Origin of the sequence: Pseudarthrobacter sp. (assembly GCF_036675385.1) — a bacterium.
GTDB lineage: Bacteria > Actinomycetota > Actinomycetes > Actinomycetales > Micrococcaceae > Arthrobacter.
Window position 1 is genome coordinate 1 of sequence record NZ_JAKFFD010000125.1, and the last position, 19038, is coordinate 19038.

Sequence of the window (19038 nt, forward strand, 5' to 3'; positions counted from 1 at the left end):
GGCCATGATCTGACAGCCGAGCGTGTGACGGTCGTGCCGATGGGAGGCGCCACCAGCATCGTCCATTTCCTCGACCGTTACGGCCCGGACGGCGCAGGCCACCGGTTGCTCGGCCTGTGTGATGCCGGCGAGTCCCGTGTCGTCGCCCGTGCGCTCGCCCGGGCAGGCGTCGGGTCCGGTTCGCTGGACGAGCTTGGGTTCCAGGTCTGTCACGCCGACCTGGAGGACGAACTCATCCGCTGCCTTGGTGTCGATGGTGTGCTCGACGTCATCGCGGCCCAAGGCGAGCTCGCGTCGTTCCGGATCCTCCAGCGCCAGCCGTCACAGCGAGAGCGGCCGATTACGGCGCAGTTGCGCCGCTTCTTTGGGGGACGCAGCGGCAACAAGCTCCGGTACGCGCAACTGCTCGTCGACGCCTTGCCGGCAGGGCAGGCACCTCCGCCGCTCGCCCGCCTCGTTTCATCCTTCTGATGTGACCACCCCGTCCGGCGGGTTGTTTCTGTGAAAGGCCACAAAATGCTCATCGGACAGCCGCCGTCGTACGCGTTCCCGAGGCACTTCGCGGCACCCATTAAAGGGGCACTTTGGGGCTTGTCCGTGCGGTTGTTGCCGCTTCTTACCTCTATCATTGAGCTTGCGGGAAACTGAGTACTTTTGATCCTGCCGGCTGAGTGTAAAACCGGCATACCTGCGGGCGGCAGTCTGCACCTTGGAAGGGAACACCTATGGCTCGGAGCCCCGAAGAATCGCTCAAGGCGACTCTGGGCAGAGTGGCTCCAGGCACGCCGCTGCGCGATGGCCTGGAACGCATCCTCCGGGGGCGGACCGGTGCGCTGATTGTGCTGGGCTCGGACCGAACCATCGATTCCATCTGCTCCGGCGGGTTCGACATCGGCATCGACTTCTCCCCCACAAGGCTCCGTGAACTGGCCAAGATGGACGGCGCCATCATCTGCGACAAGGACGCCGGCAACATTCTGCGCGCCGCGGTCCAGCTGGTCCCGGACTCAAGCATCGAAACCCAGGAATCCGGCACGCGGCACCGCACGGCGGAACGTGTGGCCATCCAGACCGGCGTTCCCGTGATTTCCGTCAGCCAGTCCATGCAGATCATCGCCCTCTACGTGAACGGGCTCCGGCACGTGCTGGAAGGATCCGAGAAGGTCCTGGCCCGCGCCAACCAGGCCCTCGCCACGCTGGAGCGGTACCGTTCGCGGCTGGACCAGGTGACCAGTTCCCTGTCCGCCCTGGAGATCGAGGCCATGGTGACCGTCCGCGACGTCGCGGTCACCCTGCAGCGCCAGGAAATGGTCCGCCGGATCTCCGAGGAAATCTCGCAGTACGTCCTGGAACTTGGCGAGGACGGGCGCCTGCTTTCCCTCCAGCTCGATGAGCTGACAGTGGGCCGCGGTCCCGGCAGCGACGTCATCATCCGCGACTACGCCGGACCGGACGCGTCCGCGGAGGACATCGAACGGGCCGTCAGCGCGCTGGTGAACCTCGGCCCCACGGAGCTGATCGACCTGGGCAAGATCTCAGGGATCGTCGGTTTTGCCGGCGGCGAGGCCAACCTCGACGCCGTGGTTCAGCCCCGCGGCTACCGGCTGCTGTCCGGCCTCAAGGCGGTCCCCAAGGCTGTTGCCGACCGCCTGGTGGACCACTTCGGCGGCCTGCAGTTCCTGATGGCGGCCACCATCGACGACCTCATGACCGTCGACGGCATCGGCGACCAGCGCGCCCGGACCGTCCGCGAAGGCCTGAGCCGGATGGCCGAAGCCAGCCTGCTGGACCGCTTCCTCTAATCCCCCCACCGATAATCCACATCGATTGCTCCACACGGGCCCTTTAGCGCCCCCAAAAGGGCCTTGTTGGAGCAATGGATGAGGGTCAGCTGAGCTGGAACACTGCCTTGGGGCTGGCCCTCGAGCCGAGCTTTGCCGTGAAAATGTAGTATGCCCCGCCTGCTCCTGGCTTGGCCTCGATGAGGCTGCAGCCTTCCAGCGTGCGGTTCCGGCTCCACGGGAAGTTCGCCGTTTCGCTGGCGCCCGGGGCAATCGTCTTTACGAGGTCTTCGCTTTCGGCCTGGCAGTCCCTGGACGAGAAGATCCTGTCCGCGCCGCTGGTCACCAGGAACTCCATCTGGGACGTCCCGATGTTCACCTCGCAGGGCATGGTTCCGCCGTTGGTCACCTTCAGGGTGAGCAGCGGGTTCTCCTCGGGGCCGTAGGCGGCTTTGTCGGTCGACGCGGACACCGTCACCAGGTTTTGGTTGCAGGAAGGCGTTGGAGTGGGGGTGGGTTCGCTGCCCGCAGTTTCCGACGGCGAGGGGGCGGGGACGGCGGCGGATTCGCTGGCGCCGTCGGTGGAGGATGCCTGCTTGGTGCCGCTGAAGGCGCCTGCCACCGCAAAGCCACCGAACGTGAGCGCCACCGCCATCAGCAGAGCGGTTCCCACAAACAGCCGGCGGCGGCGGTACACGGCTGCGCTCGGCTGCCGGGTAGCGCCGGAACCGCCCCGGGAACCGGATGCGGATGCCGTCTTGCGCGGTGATGAATTGCCTTGCCTGCCCATCCTTCTAGGCTAGAGAACCCACCGGATTCTGCCGTTCCACCACGCCGGTCCCCCGGCCAACGCTAGGTCACAGTTTGTCCGCGGCATCTTCGCTCGGGCTCCCGGGAATCCACTACAGTGTTGGGATCGACGCTACAACCCTTTCCCCAGCCATGCGCGCGGACGGCGCCCCCGTTACAGCCCCGTTCGGCACGGATGACCTCCGCCCCGACCAACTCGCCGCGCTGCACCGCCGGATCACCGGCTGGTTCGCTGAGACGGCGAGGGACTTGCCCTGGCGCGAACGCCACTGCTCACCGTGGGGAGTCCTGGTCAGCGAGATCATGCTGCAGCAGACCCCTGTGGTGCGGGTGCTGCCTGTCTGGCGGGAATGGCTCAAGCGCTGGCCCACCCCCGCCGCCCTCGCCGGCGAGCCTGCAGGGGAAGCCGTCCGCTCCTGGGGCAGGCTCGGCTACCCCCGCCGGGCACTCCGCCTGCACGCAGCCGCCGCTGCCATCGTCAGCGACCACGGCGGGAGGGTCCCCGGCAACTACACGGAGCTGCTGGCCCTGCCCGGGGTGGGCGGCTACACGGCCGCGGCCGTTGCCGCCTTTGCCTTCGGACGCCGGGAGACTGTGGTGGACACGAACATCCGGCGTGTGCACGCCCGCCTGGTATCCGGTGTCGCGCTCCCCTCACCATCGCTGAACGCTGCGGAGATGCGGCTCGCGGCGGAACTGCTGCCGAACGACGTCGGGACCTCCGTGCACTGGAATGCTGCGGTTATGGAACTGGGGGCGCTGGTCTGCACGGCGCGGGCGCCCAAGTGCGCGGACTGCCCGGTGCGGGACTCCTGTGCGTGGCTGGCAGCCGGCGAGCCGCCGCCGTCGTACGTTCCCAAAGGTCAGGCGTGGCACGGAACTGACCGGCAGGTCCGGGGTGCCGTGATGGCTGTGCTCCGGCTTGCGGACGCACCGGTGCCGGTGGAAATGTTCCAGCGGGAGCCTGCTGACCTGGGCTTCACGGCGGACGGAATCGGCGTGCCGCTGTCCGCACTGCACCGCCTGAACTCCGCGCCGGAACAGCTCGAACGTGCCATTGCCGGCCTCCTCGGCGACGGGCTGGCCGAGCTGCACCAGGGCGGTTACCGGCTGCCCGCCTGAGGCGTCTTTAGGGTGGCCCGCGCCTGGATGGCATACTTTCTGGTGACTCAAACCGGGGGAAATTCATGAGAATCGTGCTGTACATTATCTGGGCGCTGTTTGTTGCGGGCGTCATTTTTGCACTGGTCCGTGCACTGCGGAAAACCAAGCGGCAGGAAAAACTGATCGCCGGCTGGCCGAAGGTGCAGGCGACCGTGACCGGCAACGTGGCGGGCTGGACACATGGCGGAGGCGGCTCAACGCGGAGCCGGCGCTTCTACCCCACCTACCAGTTCGCCGACCCCGACGGGACCCTGTATGCGGGCGAATCCGAGGTCTCGTACGCCAACCAGCAGGTACCGGGATCGCCCCTGGAAGTGGCCTACAACCCCGCGAATCCCACCCAGTCGTTCCAGGTGGCGTCCGAATCCAAGATGGTGATCGGGTGCCTGATGCCGGTCTTCGCATTCTTCGCGCTGCTGCTGTTCTGGGCCGCCGGCGCCTTCCCGCTGGGCTGAACCGTGGACTCCCTGAAACTGCTGTTCGTCGTACTGCCCGGGCTTTTCCTTGCTGCGGGCCTGATCCTGATGGGGCTGTCCCTGGCCGCGTCCCTCCGCCGGAAACGTTCCATGGCGGGGTGGCAGAGGGCTTCGGCCACCGTCACGGGAAACCTCCACGGCACGGACGGACCCGCGAGCAACGGCCGGAACCGGTTTGCACCGTCGTATGAATTCGCGGACGCCGGCGGCAAGCGCTGGCTGGGGCAGTCCGATATCTACAGCCAGGACCAGGCGATCATCGGCACCCACATCCCTGTGGTCTACAACCCGGCCAATCCCGCCGAATCCACGCTGCCGGTCTTTGTTGTTGCCAAGGGCCGGATGGCGACGGGTCTCATTATGGTGATCTTCGGCGCAACAGCCATAACAATGTTTGCATCAATTTCCTGGTAGCAGTGCCGGCTTCCGGCTCCGGATTTACGCTGAAGTATGGGCAAGCCCGGTGTACTTCTGGCACTGATGACGACGGCGGTTCTCACCTCCGGTTGCTACTACTACTACCCCGTCCCGCCGCCGTGCCCGATGATTGCCCAGGCGTCAGTGGTCTCGGTGACCGTGGCCCGGGAGTACGTGGCGCACGTGGGATCGCTGCGGCTCAAGGCCTGCCAGGACGGCGTCTGCAAGGAAGCCCCCGTCGAACTTTCTCCCGGCACTGCCTCGATTGACCAGGGCTGCACACCAGACGGCGCCTGCTCCGCCACCGCTTCCCCGGACGGGACCATGATCGGGATGCTGATGCTCGAGTCCCTCACGGAAGCCCCGATGGCGCTGACCGCCACGGGTACTTCTCCCGGCGGATCGGCCCTCCCTGTGCGCACCCTGGATTTCCGGCCCCGCGGCGCCTATCCCTACGGTGAGCATTGCGGGAGGTTCGTCACGGCTTCGGTGATTCTCGACGCCGAGGGACTGCGACAGGCCGTTTGACGGCCCTCGCTGGCGGCAAATAAGCCCCGCCAAACCCGCCCTTGACTTCCACTCAGGACACTTCTACGGTCTGTATTACCAGCATCGGCAACGTTGGATTTAGCACAGGTTCCCCGCCGGAAAGGGGTAAGGATGCCACTTTCAGATAGGGAGCGGAAACAGCTCGAGGAGCTGGAATCTGGCCTGGCCGCAGAGGATCCGAGGCTCGCCGAGGAACTCTCGACCGGCTCCGTGGGCCTCAGGTTTGGGCGCCGTATCTACCTCGGTGCCATCGCATGCCTGCTCGGGCTGGTGTTGCTCATTGCCGGGGTCAGCACGCAGATCATCGCGGTCGGCGTCGGCGGTTTCCTGCTGATGGGAGCCGGCACGTACCTGCTCGTGGACAAGCGGTCCTTTAGTCTGGGCCGCAACAGCCAGGTCAAATAGGCAACTCAGGCCACGGCCTACGGCTCGCCGAAGCCTGCCTGCACCAGGCCGCCGACGTAGTTCAGGGCACGCTCGGCGTCGGGCCCCCAAGCCTCGATATGGAGCAAGGATCCCTTGCCTGCCGCCAGGGTCATCAGGGATGTCATTGACGCGCCATCCACCCCGTTGACCGTGACCTCGGCGTTGAGGGACGCCAGACCGCCCGCGATCTTGGCGGCGGGACGGGCGTGCATGCCGGCCTCATTCACCAGTTCGAAGTCTCCGGTGAAGTCCGGCCCTGAACCGGTGACGGACCCTTCAGCCACGGTGCTTTCGGCGAGCACCCGCGAAGCAGCCGCCACTTCCGGGCCCAATCCGTAGACCGCTTCGGCGGCACGTTTGACTGCCTTGACGTCGGCGCCGCCCTGTGCGGCCACGGCAGCAGCCACGAGGCCTTCCACCAGGGGCGCGTCCGCCAGGAGCACACCGGCCGGCTCCTCCACGAGCTCCAGGGCCGATTCCGCCGTCATCACTGCAGATCCCAGGTCCGTCAGGACCACCACGCCATCGCCGCCGGCCGCCTTGTCCAGGGCAGACATGACTTTTTCCAGGCTCGTTCCGATCCTGCCGTCGGCGGTGCCCCCGGCGGCGAGGATGACGACGTCGGGCGCCATCTGGGCGGCAAGCTCCACGGCGCCGTCGGCTATTTTTTCGCTATGGGACACCACCACCAGGCGCACCGTCACGCTGCGGCCCCCACGGCGGCCCGCAGTATAAGAGCGCTGGAGGCGGCCCCCGGATCGCGGTGGCCCGCGCTCCGCTCCCCCAGATAACTGGCGCGGCCCTTGCGGGCGACCAGGGGCTCGGTGGCCACGGCGCCGGCCTCAGCCGCCTCAGCGGCTGCGACCAGAACTCCAAGGACGGTGCCTGCGCCGTCCGCCGCGGCGGCCTGCGCCGCCTCCGCGGCGGGGGTCCAGGCATCAACCATGGTCTTGTCGCCGGACTCGGCCTTGCCCCTGGCCACGATCCCGTCACGGGCAGCCACAAGCGCATCGGCAAGGCGCCCCGGATCAATCTCGGCGGCGTCGCCCAACGCGGTGGAGGCGCGCAGGAACGCGGTTCCGTACAAGGGACCTGCGGCGCCGCCCACCTTGGACATCAAGGTCATCGCAGTCAGTTTCAGGGCGGCACCGGGGGTCTCCGGCCGCGCTTCGGCCAGTTTCTCCAGCACGGCCTGGAAACCGCGGTCCATGTTCTCGCCGTGGTCCGAGTCCCCGATCGCACGGTCGAGTTCGATGAGCCACACCCGGTTTTCCGCCATGGCCTGGGCGCAGAGAGTCAGCCATCTGACGGCCCACGTCACGTCCAGCACCACGGTTACACGCCCCAACGCAGGGCTGCAGTGTGCACCGGAGCGTCCCACAGCTGCGTCAGTTCATCGTCGAGCCGGAGCACCGAGATGGAGCAGCCCTGCATTTCCAGGGACGTGATGTAGTTCCCCACCAGCGAGCGTTCGACGGCGGCTCCCCGTTCTGCGATCACCTGGGCAGCGCGGCGGTAGACGATGTACAGCTCGCTCAGGGGGGTGCCTCCCATGCCGTTGACGAACAGCAGTACTTTTTCGCCGCCGGTGATGCCCAGGTCGCTGAGGACCGGGTCCAGCAGGCGGTCGGTGATGCCGTCAGCGTTCTCCATCGGTATTCTGTGCCGGCCGGGCTCGCCATGGATGCCGATGCCGATCTCGATCTCATCATCCGCCAGGTCGAAACTGGGCGTTCCCGCATGCGGTACTGTGCACGCGGTCAGCGCAACCCCCATGGTGCGGACGTTGCTGTTGACGCGGTCACCGATCGCGGCCACGGCATCGAGGCTATCGCCCCGCTCAGCCGCGGCGCCGGCGATTTTCTCGACCAGAACGGTGCCGCCCACTCCGCGGCGGCCTGCCGTATACAGGGAGTCCTCCACCGCGACGTCGTCATTGACAAGGACCGTGCGGATGTCCACACCTTCGGCCTGCGCCAGCTCCGCTGCGGTCTCAAAGTTCAGGACGTCGCCGGTGTAGTTCTTCACGATATGGACGACGCCGGCACCCGAGTTAACGGCGAGCGTCGCCGGAAGAATCTGGTCCGGCGTCGGCGAGGTGAACACCGCCCCCGGCACGGCGGCGTCGAGCATTCCCAGCCCGACAAACCCGGCGTGGAGCGGCTCGTGGCCGCTTCCCCCGCCGGAAACTAGTCCGACCTTCCCTGCCACCGGCGCGTCTTTGCGCGTGACGTACTTCGGATCGGCGGTGACGGTGACCAGTCCCGCGTGGGCCAGACCGAATCCCTCGACGGATTCGTCAACCACGGAACGGGGATCATTGATGAGCTTTTTCATGGCAGAACTCCTGGGGTGTGGGTGCGTCCTGGAGGATGCACTTTGACCCTACTACCGGCGCCTGAAGTCCGGTAGCCTGCAACGATGCGGCGGAAGCGGTAAGGGACAGCCCCCAATGACTGTCCCTTACGGCAGGCCCCACACTGCAACCCTGTCAGTTTATCCATCAATTCGACATAAAGCTATTTATGTCACAGGGTAACTTCTTCCCGCGGTTGCCCGCGGCAGGGTGATTGGGGGTGCCTAGAGGGTCTTGATCATGCGGGTGTTGCCCAGGGTGTTGGGCTTGACCCGCGCCAGGTCCAGGAACTCGGCAACGCCTTCGTCATGGGAACGCAGCAGCTCGGAGTAGACCACCGGGTCCACCGCCGTCTGGTCGGCCATGACCTCGAAGCCGTGGCGCTTGAAAAAATCCACCTCGAACGTGAGGCAGAAGACCCGGGCCACGCCCAGTTCACGGGCCTCGGCCAGCAGGCTTTCCACCAGCACGTGCCCTACCCCCTTGCCACGCCACGCGTCCGATGCGGCCAGCGTGCGGACTTCGGCGAGATCCTCCCACATAACGTGCAGGGCGCCGCAGCCGATGACTTCGCCGTCGTCGGCTTCTGCGATCCGGAACTCCTGGAGGCTCTCGTAATAGGCAACCGTTTCTTTCGCCATCAGGATCCGCTGCTCAGCCAACGGCGCCACAAGGCGCTTGATGGCGGCCACGTCAGTGGTACGTGCAGAACGGATATGGAAGGAGTCAGAATCGGTCACCCCACAATCCTACGGTGGCCGCCACGCTGGGTCGGGCGGCCCGGCTATGTTGGGGGCGCGCCAACGCACAAAGGCCCCGCCTGCTCCTTTTAGGGAGCGGGCGGGGCCTTTGCTGTCTTGCCTTAGACGCTGGGGGCGATCTCCGGGATGAGCGGCTTGGCGTTGCCGGCGAACGTGAATTTGGCGTCGTCGCCTTCGCCATCCACGTCCACTACAACGATGTCGCCGGCGTGGAGCTCGCCGAACAGGATCTTCTCGGAGAGCTGGTCCTCGATCTCGCGCTGGATGGTGCGGCGCAGCGGCCGGGCACCCATGGCGGGATCGTAGCCGCGGGTCGCCAGGAGCACCTTGGCCGCGGTGGTGAGCTCGATGCCCATGTCCTTGTCCTTGAGGCGCTTCTCCAGGCGCCCAACGAACATGTCCACGATCTCGATGATCTCGTCCTGGGTGAGCTGCGGGAACACCACAACGTCATCCACACGGTTCAGGAACTCCGGACGGAAGTGCTGCTTGAGCTCTTCCGTCACACGGGCGCGCATCCGGTTGTAGCCGGTCTGCGTGTCTGTGCCGGACTGGAAGCCGGTGGCAACGCTCTTGGAGATGTCCCGGGTGCCCAGGTTTGTGGTCATGATGATCACGGTGTTCTTGAAGTCCACCACACGGCCCTGGGAGTCGGTCAGGCGGCCGTCTTCCAGGATCTGCAGGAGTGAGTTGAAGAGGTCGGCGTGCGCCTTCTCCACTTCGTCGAACAGGACCACGGAGAACGGACGGCGGCGGACCTTCTCGGTGAGCTGGCCACCCTCTTCGTAGCCGACATAGCCCGGAGGGGCCCCGAAGAGCCGTGAAACAGTGTGCTTCTCCGAGTACTCGGACATGTCCAGCGTGATGAGGGCGTCCTCGTCACCGAACAGGAATTCGGCCAGGGCCTTGGCGAGCTCGGTCTTGCCGACGCCGGTGGGGCCGGCGAAGATGAACGAGCCGCCCGGACGCTTGGGGTCCTTCAGGCCTGCACGGGTACGGCGGATTGCCTGGGACAGGGACCTGATGGCCTCGTTCTGGCCCACCACACGCTTGTGCAGTTCGTCTTCCATCTTCAGCAGGCGCGTGGACTCTTCCTCGGTCAGCTTGAAGACCGGGATGCCGGTGGAGTTGGCCAATACCTCGGCGATGAGATCCTCATCCACCTCGGAAATGTCATCCATGCCGCCGGACTTCCAGTGGCGTTCCTTCTCGGAGCGCTCGGTAATGAGTTTCTGCTCCTTGTCCCGAAGCGCAGCGGCGCCTTCGAAGTCCTGCGCGTCGATGGCGGATTCCTTCTCCATCTTCAGCTTGGCGATCCGCTCATCCATGGCCTTCAGCTCCGGCGGAGCGGTCATCCGGCGGATACGCAACCGGGCACCGGCTTCATCGATCAGGTCGATGGCCTTGTCCGGCAGGAAGCGGTCCGAGATGTAGCGCTCGGCGAGGTTCGCGGCCGAGGCGAGGGCGCCGTCGGTGATGGTGACGCGGTGGTGCGCCTCGTAGCGGTCGCGCAGGCCCTTGAGGATCTCGATCGCGTGCGCGACGGAGGGCTCCTTGACCTGGATCGGCTGGAAGCGACGCTCGAGTGCGGCATCCTTCTCGATGTGCTTGCGGTACTCATCCAGGGTGGTGGCACCGATGGTCTGCAGTTCACCGCGGGCCAGCATGGGCTTCAGGATGGACGCAGCATCGATGGCACCTTCAGCAGCGCCGGCACCCACAAGCGTGTGGATCTCGTCGATGAAGAGGATGATGTCCCCGCGGGTGCGGATTTCCTTGAGGACCTTCTTCAGGCGCTCTTCGAAGTCACCGCGGTACCGGGAGCCGGCCACCAGTGAACCGAGGTCCAGGGTGTACAGCTGCTTGTCCTTGATGGTTTCCGGAACGTCGCCGCGGACAATCGCCTGGGCGAGGCCTTCGACGACGGCGGTCTTGCCGACGCCGGGCTCACCGATCAGGACAGGGTTGTTCTTGGTGCGGCGCGAAAGGACCTGCATAACGCGTTCCATCTCGGACTCGCGTCCGATCACCGGGTCCAGCTTGTTCTCGCGCGCAGCCTGGGTGAGGTTGCGGCCGAACTGGTCCAGGACCACGGAACCGGCAGGAGTGCCTTCGGCCTGGCCCGGACCGACGCCGGCGCCGGTGGTTTCCTTGCCCTGGTAGCCGGAGAGGAGCTGGATGACCTGCTGGCGGACGCGGTTGAGGTCTGCGCCCAGCTTGACCAGCACCTGGGCGGCAACACCTTCACCCTCGCGGATGAGGCCCAGCAGGATGTGCTCCGTGCCGATGTAGTTATGGCCCAGCTGCAGGGCTTCCCGCAGGGAAAGTTCCAGCACCTTCTTGGCGCGCGGGGTGAAGGGGATGTGGCCGGACGGGGCCTGCTGGCCCTGGCCGATGATCTCCTGTACTTGCTCGCGCACGCCGTCGAGCGAAATGCTCAAGGACTCAAGAGCTTTGGCGGCAACACCTTCACCTTCATGGATCAGACCCAAGAGGATGTGTTCGGTACCAATGTAATTGTGGTTCAGCATGCGTGCCTCTTCTTGGGCAAGCACAACTACGCGACGGGCACGGTCCGTAAATCGCTCAAACATTTCGCCACACTCCTAGCTACGACGTACTTTGATGCTACGTGGCGGACCCCCACTTGGGGAGCGTGTTCGCCACAGGGGAAACATGACGTGTTCAACCTCCCGTCACCCAGCGCCGCTTGGATCAGTGCAAGCGCTTCAACGAAGGAGAACACCATGGATATCATCACCCTGCTCATGACCGCCGCGACCGTGGCTCTCGCCGGGATCGGCGGGCTCTACTACTCCTACGCCTGCTCGGTGATGCCGGGACTGCGCGCCACCGATGATAGGACATTTGTCGGTGCCATGTCCGGGATCAACGTCGCCATCCAGAATCCGGTGTTCGCACTGAGCTTCGTCGGTGCCTTCCTCGCATTGGCGGGCTCGGCAGCCTTTTCGTGGGCCGACGGGCTTGCCAGCGCACTCCCCCTCTCTGTTTCCCTGGCCTGCTACACGGCCACCCTGGTCATCACCTTCGCCGCGAACATCCCCTTGAATAACGCTCTGCACCTGGCGGCCGCGTCTGGAGATGCCGCGGCTGCCAGAAAATCGTTCGAACGCCGGTGGGCCCGGTGGAACATCCACCGCACCTGGCTGTCGCTGGCCGCACTGGTCGCGCTCAGCGTTGCCTGGGCAGCGCTGGGTCAGCCGTGAGACTGCACCAGCGCGCTATTTCCGGAAGTCGAACAGCGCCGTGTGAGTTGTTCCGTCGTTCAGGCTCCCGCCGCCAGGAACCGCGGAACCGCCACCCTGACTGACACGCGGCTCGAGTCCGCGTAGGCACGAGCACCGAGGGGTGCCGCCAATAACAATAGGAGCGCCGCCAGGACTGCGTAAACCGGCCCGCAAACCGCCACTACCCGCGAATTCCAGACATTCCAGGCTCCCGCCACGCAAAGATTCGAGTGGGCGAATTCGAGCGGGCGTCCCGGACCGAAGGCTCAAACCGAATCGCAGGCTCATCCCAAGAAAATTGCGCGACGATTAGCCCAACGGCGCGCCCGGAGGCCGTTAGTCAGCAAGGATTTTGCGCATACCCAAGCCCGTCTTTGCGCATTCAAAAAAGGCATCAAAAAACCCTGCCCCCACCCGAAGGTGAAGACAGGGCCTAATACGCCGTCGGAGAGGCGTAGGTCAGGAATTTGCCTTTTGGTAGGCTTCCTGGATTTCAGCCTGAATTCGGCCGCGGCTGTTAACCGTGTAGCCGTTATCCCGCGCCCATTGACGGATCTGCGCGGAGTCGTTGGTGCGGGGGCCTACTACCGCTTTGGTGCGGGTGGCTCTGCCTGCCGAGGTCTTGCGCCCGGCGGCAACAAAGCGCTCCAGGGCAGAACGGAGCTCGGCCGCGTTGGCCGAGGACAGATCGATTTCGTAGCTGACCCCATCGAGGCCAAAACGGACATTCTCGTCCGCAGATCCCCCATCCAGATCATCGACGAGGATGATGTTTACTTTCTGTGCCATTAAATATGTCTTCCTCTTGGAAAGGTTCGGTTGTCAGAAAATGAGGATGTTCCTATTAAAAGTATGAACCTCTTAATGGCAACGCGTCAAAGCGTCGGATGGTTCCTGTGGAAATCCACAGGAACCCGCAGAACCTCTTTCGAGCTATTTGTCCGTTTCCGGGTTCTGTTCGTTCAATGGCGCTGCGGAACGCGATTCCGCCTCGGCCTTGGCCCGCGCTTCGGCCTTACGCTCGGACTTATCGGCATTGAAGATGGATTTCATGGCGAACCAGAAAAGCAGGCCAACCACAAGCGAGGGCAGGAGTACGGCTACATATTCCATGATTAGTGGCCTTCGGGCTTCAGAAGCGGGAAAAGGATAGTTTCGCGGATACCGGCGCCGGTGAACAACATCACCAGCCGGTCAATACCCAAGCCGATGCCGCCCATGGGCGGCGCGCCGTATTCGAGGGCCCGCAGGAAGTCCTCGTCCAGCTGCATGGCCTCGACATCGCCCGCGGCAGCGTGCCGCGACTGTTCGGTCAGCCGCTCACGCTGGATGACGGGGTCGATCAGCTCGGAGAAGGCCGTGCCGCGTTCCATGCCTCCGATGATGAGGTCCCAGGCTTCGATCAGCCGGCCGTCGTTCCGGTGCGGGCGGGCCAGCGGCTGGGCAGACGGCGGGTAGTCGTACACAAATGTGGGGTTCAGCAGTGTGGGCTCCACAATTTCGCCGAACAGTTCCACGGCCAGTTTCTCGGCGTCCCACTTCGGGTCCACCTTGACCTCGTGCTTTTGGGCGATTTCGCGCAGCACCTCAAGCGAAGTGTCCGGCGTGACTTCCTGGCCAACGGCGTCGGACAGTCCGGGGTAAACCGAAACCCAGGCCCAGTCGCCGTCGAGGTTGATTTCCCCGGCTTCCGTCTGGAGGGTTCGGCCCACACCCACGGCGTCCGCGGCGTCGAGGATGATCTCCTTGATGCGCTCGGCCATGACGAACTGGTCCGCCCAGGCTTCGTAGCACTCCAGGGTGGTGAATTCGGGGCTGTGGGTGGAGTCCACGCCCTCGTTGCGGAAGACGCGGCCCATGTCGTAGACGCGGTCGATCCCGCCCACAACAGCACGCTTGAGGTAAAGCTCGGTGGCAATGCGGAGGGTCATTTTCTGGTCGAACGCGTTCATGTGCGTCTCGAACGGCCGGGCCAGGGCGCCGCCGTGGACCAGCTGCAGGATGGGGGTTTCCACTTCGACGTAGCTGTGGCGGTGCAGGCTCTCGCGGATGGAACGCGTAATCGCGGCGCGCGTGTAGACCATTTCGCGGGCTTCGTCGCGCACCATCAGGTCCACGTAGCGCTGGCGGACGCGGGTTTCCTCGTTCAGTTCCGCGTGCAGCACCGGCAACGGACGGAGCGCTTTGGAGGCCATCGACCAGGACTCGGCCATCACGGACAGCTCGCCGCGGCGGGAGGAAATCACTTCGCCCTTGATGAACACGTGGTCGCCGAGGTCCACCAGCGCCTTCCAGTCCGCGAGCGCTTCCTCGCCCACGTTGGCCAGGCTGAGCATCGCCTGGAGCCGGGTGCCCTTGCCGTCGACGCCGCCTTCCTGGAGCGTGGCGAAGCAGAGCTTGCCGGTATTGCGCACAAAAACCACGCGGCCGGTGACGCCCACAACGTCGCCCGTGGTGTCGTCAGCCTCAAGGTGCGCGTACTTTTCGCGGATCTCCGTGAGGGAATGCGTGCGTTCCACACCCACCGGATATGCCTCGGTGCCCCGCTCGATCAGCTTTGCACGCTTGTCCATGCGGATGCGCATCTGCTCGCTGGCGTCGAGCGGCTCTGGGGCATTTTTTGGGGTGGGGGTGTTTTGGGAAGTCACAATCCCCAAGTTTACCGGGAGTTCGCGCCGCCGGCTCCCGGCGGACGCCCAGGCATAGACTCGGGCTGTGGAGACGTGGAAAGTTGAAGCGGAGGACGGCGGGCGCCTCGACGTGCACTCCTTCCGCACCCCCGCGGGGCTGGACCCGACGACGGCGGGACCTCCCGGCGTCGTACTCATCCACGGCACTTTGGTCACCGACGCCCTCTACCGGCCTTTTGCCCGGAAGCTCAGCGTCCTGCTGGGCCGGCCGGTGCACTGCTACAACCGGCGCGGCAGGGCGGGGTCAGCCCCGCAGCCGGAGGACTATTCGGTGAAGACGGAGGTCAGCGACCTCGCGGCAGTCATGCGCCAGACCGGCGCGACGGATGTGGTGGCCCACAGCTACGGCGGCTTCGTGGCGCTGCAGGCGGCCCGGACCCTGCCCGTGGGCCGGCTGGTGACCTATGACGCCGCGGTGTCGCTGTCCGGAAACCTGAGCCACCGCTGGCGGCCGGAGCTTGAGGATGCCGTCACTGCGGGCCAGCTCAACCACGCCTGGGCGCACCTGGTCCAGGGCCTGGCCACGGCGGGTCCGCTGTCCTACCTCCCGCTCGGCGCGCTGCGGATGCTGAGCATCCTCTCGGCCAGGACCAACCTGGGCGCGGAGATGCGGCAGCTGCTGCCCACGGCCGTCACCGAAATGCGTGCCGTACTGGACGCCGACGCCGAACTGGACCATTTCACTGCCCTCACCACCCCCGTCCTGATGCTCAGCGGGGGGTGGAGTCCGGCGTATTTTGCCGAGACGGGCCGGCAACTGGCGGCCGCCGTGCCATGCATCAACTTCCAGGTGGTCCCCGGCCAGCTGCACGAGGGTCCCATCCGTCCCGGCAAGGGGCTCGCCGTGCGGATTGCCCGGTTCATCAACGGCAGCGACAGCCAGGTCCGGAGGCCGGGGAGGCGCCGGTAGGGCGCTTCGCCGGTGGGGCTTTGCCGCGCGCCTAGGATGGGGAGCGTGAAAGAGCAGGAAGTGCCCACGCACGACGGCGGCAGGCTGGCTTTGTACAGCTACGGAACCGAGGATGCGCCGGGAGAGCGCCGGGTGGTGGTCATCGGCGGCGCGTTCCTCACGGCCCTGATCTACCGGCCGTTCTCGATGGCTTTGGCCGACGGGCTGGGCGACGGGTGGGCAGTGGATGTCTATGACCGGCGCGGGAGGGGCAACTCCACCGAGCAGCCGGCCGACTATTCCATGGCCACGGAAATCGCCGATGTCCGCACGGTCATGGATGCCACGGGCGCCCGCAACGTCCTGGGCCACAGCCTGGGCGGGTCGGTGGCGCTGAACGCCGTCCAGGAGTTCGTGGGGACTCCGTACGAGCCGGACAAGCTGGCGGTCTACGATGCTGCCGTCAACATCGACGGCAGCATTGACATGTCGTGGCTGGACGACTTCGAGGCTGCGGTGAACGCCGGCAAGGTGGGTCATGCCATGGCCCGGATGAAAAAAGGCATGCAGCCGGGCACTGCGCTTTCAAAGATCCCCGAGCCGGTCCTTGCGGGTCTGATGGCCGTGGTGTCCCGCACCAAGGTGAACAAGATGCTCCGGGAGCTGATGCCCACGGGCGTGGGCGAACTGCGTGCCGCGTATGACGAAGCCGAGCATGCCAGGAACTTCGCCGTCCTGCCCGCCAACACGCACTTTATGGTGGGCGGGAAGAGCCCGAGCTACTACAAGGTCACGGCCCAGCGCCTTCACGCTGCCGTCCCGGGGAGCACGTTCGAGCTCTCACCCAAGGGCTTCCACGGCTCCGTTCCCGCCGCGGTGAAGGAACTTGTCACTGACATCGCGGAATACTTCAGGGGCTAAGGCTTTCCGCAGGTTGCTCGGCTAGGCTCGGATCATGACGAGCGAGAACATCAAAACCCCCGACGGCGGCACGCTGGAGCTCTACTCCACGGGTGCTGAACTGGCGTCCGCCGGCTCCGGCGTTGTTGTGGTCCCGGCCTCCATGGTGACCGCCGCCGACTACACAAAGTTCGCCCAGAAGCTCAGCGCAGCCTTGGGCCGCCCGGTCCACACCTTCAACCGCAGGGGCCGGGGTTCGTCGTCGCCGCAGGCCGAGGATTACACGCTGGACGCTGACATCCGGGACCTGAACGCCGTGATGAAACACACCTCCAGCACGGACGTCTTTGGCCACAGCTTCGGCGGCGCGGTGGCCCTGCACGCGGCCAGGACCCTTCCGGTGGAGCGGCTGGCCGTGTATGACCCCGCTGTGTCCGTGAACCACAGCGTGAAGGCCGACTGGACCACTGAATACGAACGCGCCACGGCTGCCGGGGACGATGACCGCGCCCTGGCCGTGCTGCAGCGCGGCCTTGAGGCGGGCACCCGCTCACGGATGCCGCTGTCCATGCTCACCATCGCCAACAAGCTGACCGCCGGCACGTCCGAGGGCAAGCAGCAGCGTGAACTGATGCGCACCGGCGTCCGGGAAATCAAGGCGATCATCGCCGCGGACATGCCGGCCGAGCCGTTCCTGGAACTGCCCCTGGAAACGCTGATTATTGTGGGCGAGAAGAGCCCCGCGTACTTCGGTGTTGCCTGCGGCCAGATCCACGACATCCTGACCGGCTCCAGCTACACCATCCTCCATGGGGCCGGCCACGACGGCGTCCTCCGCGCCCCGGACAAGCTCATCGCCGAGCTGAGCGACTTCTTCGCCGGCTAGCCTCCATCACTTCAACGCGGGGTCACTTATCGCCCCATCCGGCGGTCCGGGAGGGCGCAATGTGACCCCGCGTTGGATTGGAGGTGTCCGCTAGTGGGCGCCGTGGCCCGGGGCGGCGCCTTCTGTTTTGCGCATCATCGCGGAAAGCACGACGGCGGCGAGGGCTATGACGGTTGCCGTCAGGAACGCTGCGCTCATCCCGGCAACGAGCCCCGACGCGGCCGAGACGACGGCGAAGATGGACACCAGCAGCGCCGTTCCGGCGGCACCGGCTACCTGCTGGGTGGTGCTCATGATCGCCGAGCCGTGCGAGTAGAGATGCGGCGGCAGCGGGTTCAGGCCGGTGGTAAATGCCGGGGTGAACAGCAGCGCCAGGCCGAAACTGAGCCCCACGTGGAGGGTGACGATCCACCAGACCGGAGTGCCGGCGTCGAGCGTTGAGAACTGCCACAGGGCCAGCACCATGAGCACGGAACCAGTGACGGTGAGCGGCCGCGGGCCCACTTTGTCGAACAGCCGGCCGATGAACGGGCCCAGCAGGCCCATCGCCAGGCCGCCGGGAAGCAGCGCGAGCCCGGTCTCCAGCGACCCCAGGCCGCGGATTTCCTGCAGGTAGAGCGGCAGCAGGATCACGCCGCCGAAGAGCGCCATCATGGCCACCACCATCAGCAGGACGGAGACCGTGAACATCCTGAAGTTGAAGGCGCGGAGGTCCAGCAGCGGGGCTTCGGCCTTCTGCAGCCGGAGCTGGCGGAGCACAAAGACCGTCAGGCTGGCGACGCCGATGACCAGCGCGGCGATGGCCACGGCGCTCGGACCGCTTTGGCCGCCGCCGATCTGGCTGAGACCGTACACCAGGCCACCGAAGGCAGGAACTGTAAGTAGTACGGAGAGGAAGTCGAGTTTGGTCTTCTCGGTTTCGCCCACGTTCGTCAGGTACTTGGCGCCGATGGCCAGCGCGGCCAGGGCGACCGGCAGGACAAAGACGAACATAAAGCGCCAGGTGAAGTGCTCCAGGATCAGCCCGGAGACAGTCGGCCCCATGGCCGGTGCCACGGAGATGGCGATGCTGACGTTCCCCATCACAGCGCCGCGCTTGGCCAGCGGGACGAGGGTGAGGATGGTGGTCATCAGCAACGGAAGCATGATGGCCGTGCCGCCGGCCTGGACGATGCGGGCCAGGAGCAGGATCTCAAAACCGGGAGCCACTGCGGCCAGGGCGGTGCCGCCGGCGAAAAGTCCCATGGCCAGCATAAAGACGGCCCGGGTGGACAGGCTTTGGAGGATGAACCCGGTAGTGGGGATGACCACGGCCATGGTGAGCATAAAGCCGGTGGAGAGCCACTGGACGGTGGGCGCGTCCACACCAAGGTCAACCATCAGCCGCTGCAGGGCAACATTCATGATGGTCTCGTTCAGGATCACCACAAAGGTCGCCACGAGCAAGGTGGCGATGATGGTCACCGATTCGCGGGACATCTTCTCCGGCACGGAGGACTTCGGCGCCGGAACCGGCCCGGGCCGCCCGGAGGCGTTCGAAGAGACTTCTGTAGACACGGGTGTTCCCCCAGGGAGTAAGAATGAAGTGGCTCGCGAGCATCGTCGCTGCAGATTCAAACACTCTACCGGCCGGAGTAATTCCGGCGAACAGGATTTTTCTTCGGCACGGGCTTTTTCTGAGCGGT

The 19038-nt window shown here is 65.5% G+C and carries 21 protein-coding genes; 11 read left to right on the forward strand and 10 right to left on the reverse strand.

The annotated features are described in order from the left end of the window. Positions 1–471: ATP-dependent endonuclease (locus V6M49_RS09755; RefSeq protein ID WP_332760985.1), on the forward strand; the 471-nt coding region annotated here is incomplete at its 5' end. Positions 472–725: 254 nt separating this feature from the next. After that, entirely contained in the window at positions 726–1802 is a 1077-nt protein-coding gene (gene disA / locus V6M49_RS09760) for a DNA integrity scanning diadenylate cyclase DisA (protein WP_104060140.1), read from the forward strand. Between the two features lie 85 nt (positions 1803–1887). Here the strand turns inward: disA and V6M49_RS09765 are convergent, their stop codons facing one another. Further along, positions 1888–2571 (reverse strand): hypothetical protein, encoded by a 684-nt coding sequence (locus V6M49_RS09765; RefSeq protein ID WP_332760986.1) that lies wholly within the window; start codon positions 2569–2571, stop codon positions 1888–1890. A 152-nt stretch (positions 2572–2723) separates the two neighbouring features. On the opposite strand from V6M49_RS09765, the gene V6M49_RS09770 reads away from it, so the two are divergent. From V6M49_RS09770 to V6M49_RS09790, 5 genes are all read left to right on the forward strand, one after another. After that, positions 2724–3713 carry an A/G-specific adenine glycosylase gene (locus tag V6M49_RS09770; protein WP_332760987.1) on the forward strand — a complete coding sequence of 330 codons (990 nt, stop codon included), beginning with the start codon at positions 2724–2726 and terminating at the stop codon, positions 3711–3713. 65 nt (positions 3714–3778) lie between these two features. Beyond that, positions 3779–4210: a DUF3592 domain-containing protein gene (locus V6M49_RS09775; protein WP_332760988.1), complete on the forward strand. Its 432-nt coding sequence runs from the start codon at positions 3779–3781 to the stop codon at positions 4208–4210. 3 nt (positions 4211–4213) lie between these two features. Continuing rightward, positions 4214–4645 carry a DUF3592 domain-containing protein gene (locus tag V6M49_RS09780; RefSeq protein ID WP_332760989.1) on the forward strand — a complete coding sequence of 144 codons (432 nt, stop codon included), beginning with the start codon at positions 4214–4216 and terminating at the stop codon, positions 4643–4645. Between the two features lie 36 nt (positions 4646–4681). Then, positions 4682–5176, forward strand: a complete 495-nt coding sequence (locus V6M49_RS09785) for a hypothetical protein (protein WP_332760990.1) — start codon at positions 4682–4684, stop codon at positions 5174–5176. Positions 5177–5308: 132 nt separating this feature from the next. Further along, positions 5309–5602 (forward strand): DUF3040 domain-containing protein, encoded by a 294-nt coding sequence (locus tag V6M49_RS09790; protein ID WP_141139161.1) that lies wholly within the window; start codon positions 5309–5311, stop codon positions 5600–5602. A gap of 17 nt (positions 5603–5619) precedes the next feature. Here V6M49_RS09790 and dhaM read toward each other — a convergent pair whose 3' ends face one another. The 5 genes from dhaM to V6M49_RS09815 all read right to left on the reverse strand — a co-directional run bounded on the left by dhaM (position 5620) and on the right by V6M49_RS09815 (position 11334). Further along, the gene (dhaM, locus tag V6M49_RS09795) at positions 5620–6327 is read right to left on the reverse strand and encodes a dihydroxyacetone kinase phosphoryl donor subunit DhaM (protein ID WP_056347785.1); all 708 of its coding nucleotides are present in this window, start codon (positions 6325–6327) and stop codon (positions 5620–5622) included. Then, on the reverse strand, positions 6324–6956 hold the full coding sequence (gene dhaL, locus V6M49_RS09800) for a dihydroxyacetone kinase subunit DhaL (RefSeq protein ID WP_104060148.1): 633 nt from the start codon (positions 6954–6956) through the stop codon (positions 6324–6326). The genes dhaM and dhaL overlap by 4 nt, the downstream gene beginning before the upstream one ends. A gap of 2 nt (positions 6957–6958) precedes the next feature. Continuing rightward, the gene (gene dhaK, locus V6M49_RS09805; RefSeq protein WP_141139159.1) at positions 6959–7960 is read right to left on the reverse strand and encodes a dihydroxyacetone kinase subunit DhaK; all 1002 of its coding nucleotides are present in this window, start codon (positions 7958–7960) and stop codon (positions 6959–6961) included. 243 nt (positions 7961–8203) lie between these two features. Beyond that, a complete protein-coding gene (locus tag V6M49_RS09810) occupies positions 8204–8719 on the reverse strand; it encodes an amino-acid N-acetyltransferase (RefSeq protein WP_141139158.1) in 516 nt (171 codons plus the stop codon). Between the two features lie 122 nt (positions 8720–8841). Beyond that, entirely contained in the window at positions 8842–11334 is a 2493-nt protein-coding gene (locus V6M49_RS09815) for an ATP-dependent Clp protease ATP-binding subunit (RefSeq protein WP_332760991.1), read from the reverse strand. 153 nt (positions 11335–11487) lie between these two features. On the opposite strand from V6M49_RS09815, the gene V6M49_RS09820 reads away from it, so the two are divergent. Next, positions 11488–11967 carry an anthrone oxygenase family protein gene (locus V6M49_RS09820; RefSeq protein WP_332760992.1) on the forward strand — a complete coding sequence of 160 codons (480 nt, stop codon included), beginning with the start codon at positions 11488–11490 and terminating at the stop codon, positions 11965–11967. Between the two features lie 480 nt (positions 11968–12447). Here the strand turns inward: V6M49_RS09820 and V6M49_RS09825 are convergent, their stop codons facing one another. From V6M49_RS09825 to lysS, 3 genes are all read right to left on the reverse strand, one after another. Further along, complete coding sequence (locus V6M49_RS09825) at positions 12448–12777, reverse strand: histone-like nucleoid-structuring protein Lsr2 (RefSeq protein ID WP_104060154.1); 330 nt, start codon at positions 12775–12777, stop codon at positions 12448–12450. Between the two features lie 144 nt (positions 12778–12921). After that, positions 12922–13101, reverse strand: a complete 180-nt coding sequence (locus tag V6M49_RS09830; RefSeq protein WP_141139155.1) for a hypothetical protein — start codon at positions 13099–13101, stop codon at positions 12922–12924. 2 nt (positions 13102–13103) lie between these two features. After that, complete coding sequence (gene lysS / locus V6M49_RS09835; protein ID WP_141139154.1) at positions 13104–14636, reverse strand: lysine--tRNA ligase; 1533 nt, start codon at positions 14634–14636, stop codon at positions 13104–13106. Between the two features lie 67 nt (positions 14637–14703). Here lysS and V6M49_RS09840 point away from each other — a divergent pair, with 67 nt between their 5' ends. From V6M49_RS09840 to V6M49_RS09850, 3 genes are read left to right on the forward strand one after another with little or no spacing between them, the layout of a single operon-like run. Next, on the forward strand, positions 14704–15588 hold the full coding sequence (locus V6M49_RS09840) for an alpha/beta fold hydrolase (RefSeq protein WP_332760993.1): 885 nt from the start codon (positions 14704–14706) through the stop codon (positions 15586–15588). Positions 15589–15624: 36 nt separating this feature from the next. Beyond that, positions 15625–16488, forward strand: a complete 864-nt coding sequence (locus V6M49_RS09845; protein ID WP_442959710.1) for an alpha/beta fold hydrolase — start codon at positions 15625–15627, stop codon at positions 16486–16488. Positions 16489–16522: 34 nt separating this feature from the next. Next, a complete protein-coding gene (locus tag V6M49_RS09850) occupies positions 16523–17353 on the forward strand; it encodes an alpha/beta fold hydrolase (protein WP_141139151.1) in 831 nt (276 codons plus the stop codon). A gap of 90 nt (positions 17354–17443) precedes the next feature. On the opposite strand, the gene V6M49_RS09855 is transcribed toward V6M49_RS09850, so the two are convergent. After that, positions 17444–18910 (reverse strand): DHA2 family efflux MFS transporter permease subunit, encoded by a 1467-nt coding sequence (locus tag V6M49_RS09855; RefSeq protein ID WP_332760995.1) that lies wholly within the window; start codon positions 18908–18910, stop codon positions 17444–17446. Between the last annotated feature and the right edge of the window lie 128 nt (positions 18911–19038).

What these genes read in the sequence shown, in the direction of transcription:
- disA (WP_104060140.1), top strand. Translation starts at nt 726, where the DNA reads ATGGCTCGGAGCCCCGAAGAATCGCTCAAGGCGACTCTGGGCAGAGTG.
- V6M49_RS09765 (WP_332760986.1), bottom strand. Translation starts at nt 2,571, where the DNA reads ATGGGCAGGCAAGGCAATTCATCACCGCGCAAGACGGCATCCGCATCC.
- V6M49_RS09770 (WP_332760987.1), top strand. Translation starts at nt 2,724, where the DNA reads ATGCGCGCGGACGGCGCCCCCGTTACAGCCCCGTTCGGCACGGATGAC.
- V6M49_RS09775 (WP_332760988.1), top strand. Translation starts at nt 3,779, where the DNA reads ATGAGAATCGTGCTGTACATTATCTGGGCGCTGTTTGTTGCGGGCGTC.
- V6M49_RS09785 (WP_332760990.1), top strand. Translation starts at nt 4,682, where the DNA reads ATGGGCAAGCCCGGTGTACTTCTGGCACTGATGACGACGGCGGTTCTC.
- V6M49_RS09790 (WP_141139161.1), top strand. Translation starts at nt 5,309, where the DNA reads ATGCCACTTTCAGATAGGGAGCGGAAACAGCTCGAGGAGCTGGAATCT.
- dhaK (WP_141139159.1), bottom strand. Translation starts at nt 7,960, where the DNA reads ATGAAAAAGCTCATCAATGATCCCCGTTCCGTGGTTGACGAATCCGTC.
- V6M49_RS09815 (WP_332760991.1), bottom strand. Translation starts at nt 11,334, where the DNA reads ATGTTTGAGCGATTTACGGACCGTGCCCGTCGCGTAGTTGTGCTTGCC.
- V6M49_RS09820 (WP_332760992.1), top strand. Translation starts at nt 11,488, where the DNA reads ATGGATATCATCACCCTGCTCATGACCGCCGCGACCGTGGCTCTCGCC.
- V6M49_RS09825 (WP_104060154.1), bottom strand. Translation starts at nt 12,777, where the DNA reads ATGGCACAGAAAGTAAACATCATCCTCGTCGATGATCTGGATGGGGGA.
- V6M49_RS09830 (WP_141139155.1), bottom strand. Translation starts at nt 13,101, where the DNA reads ATGGAATATGTAGCCGTACTCCTGCCCTCGCTTGTGGTTGGCCTGCTT.
- V6M49_RS09845 (WP_442959710.1), top strand. Translation starts at nt 15,625, where the DNA reads ATGGGGAGCGTGAAAGAGCAGGAAGTGCCCACGCACGACGGCGGCAGG.
- V6M49_RS09850 (WP_141139151.1), top strand. Translation starts at nt 16,523, where the DNA reads ATGACGAGCGAGAACATCAAAACCCCCGACGGCGGCACGCTGGAGCTC.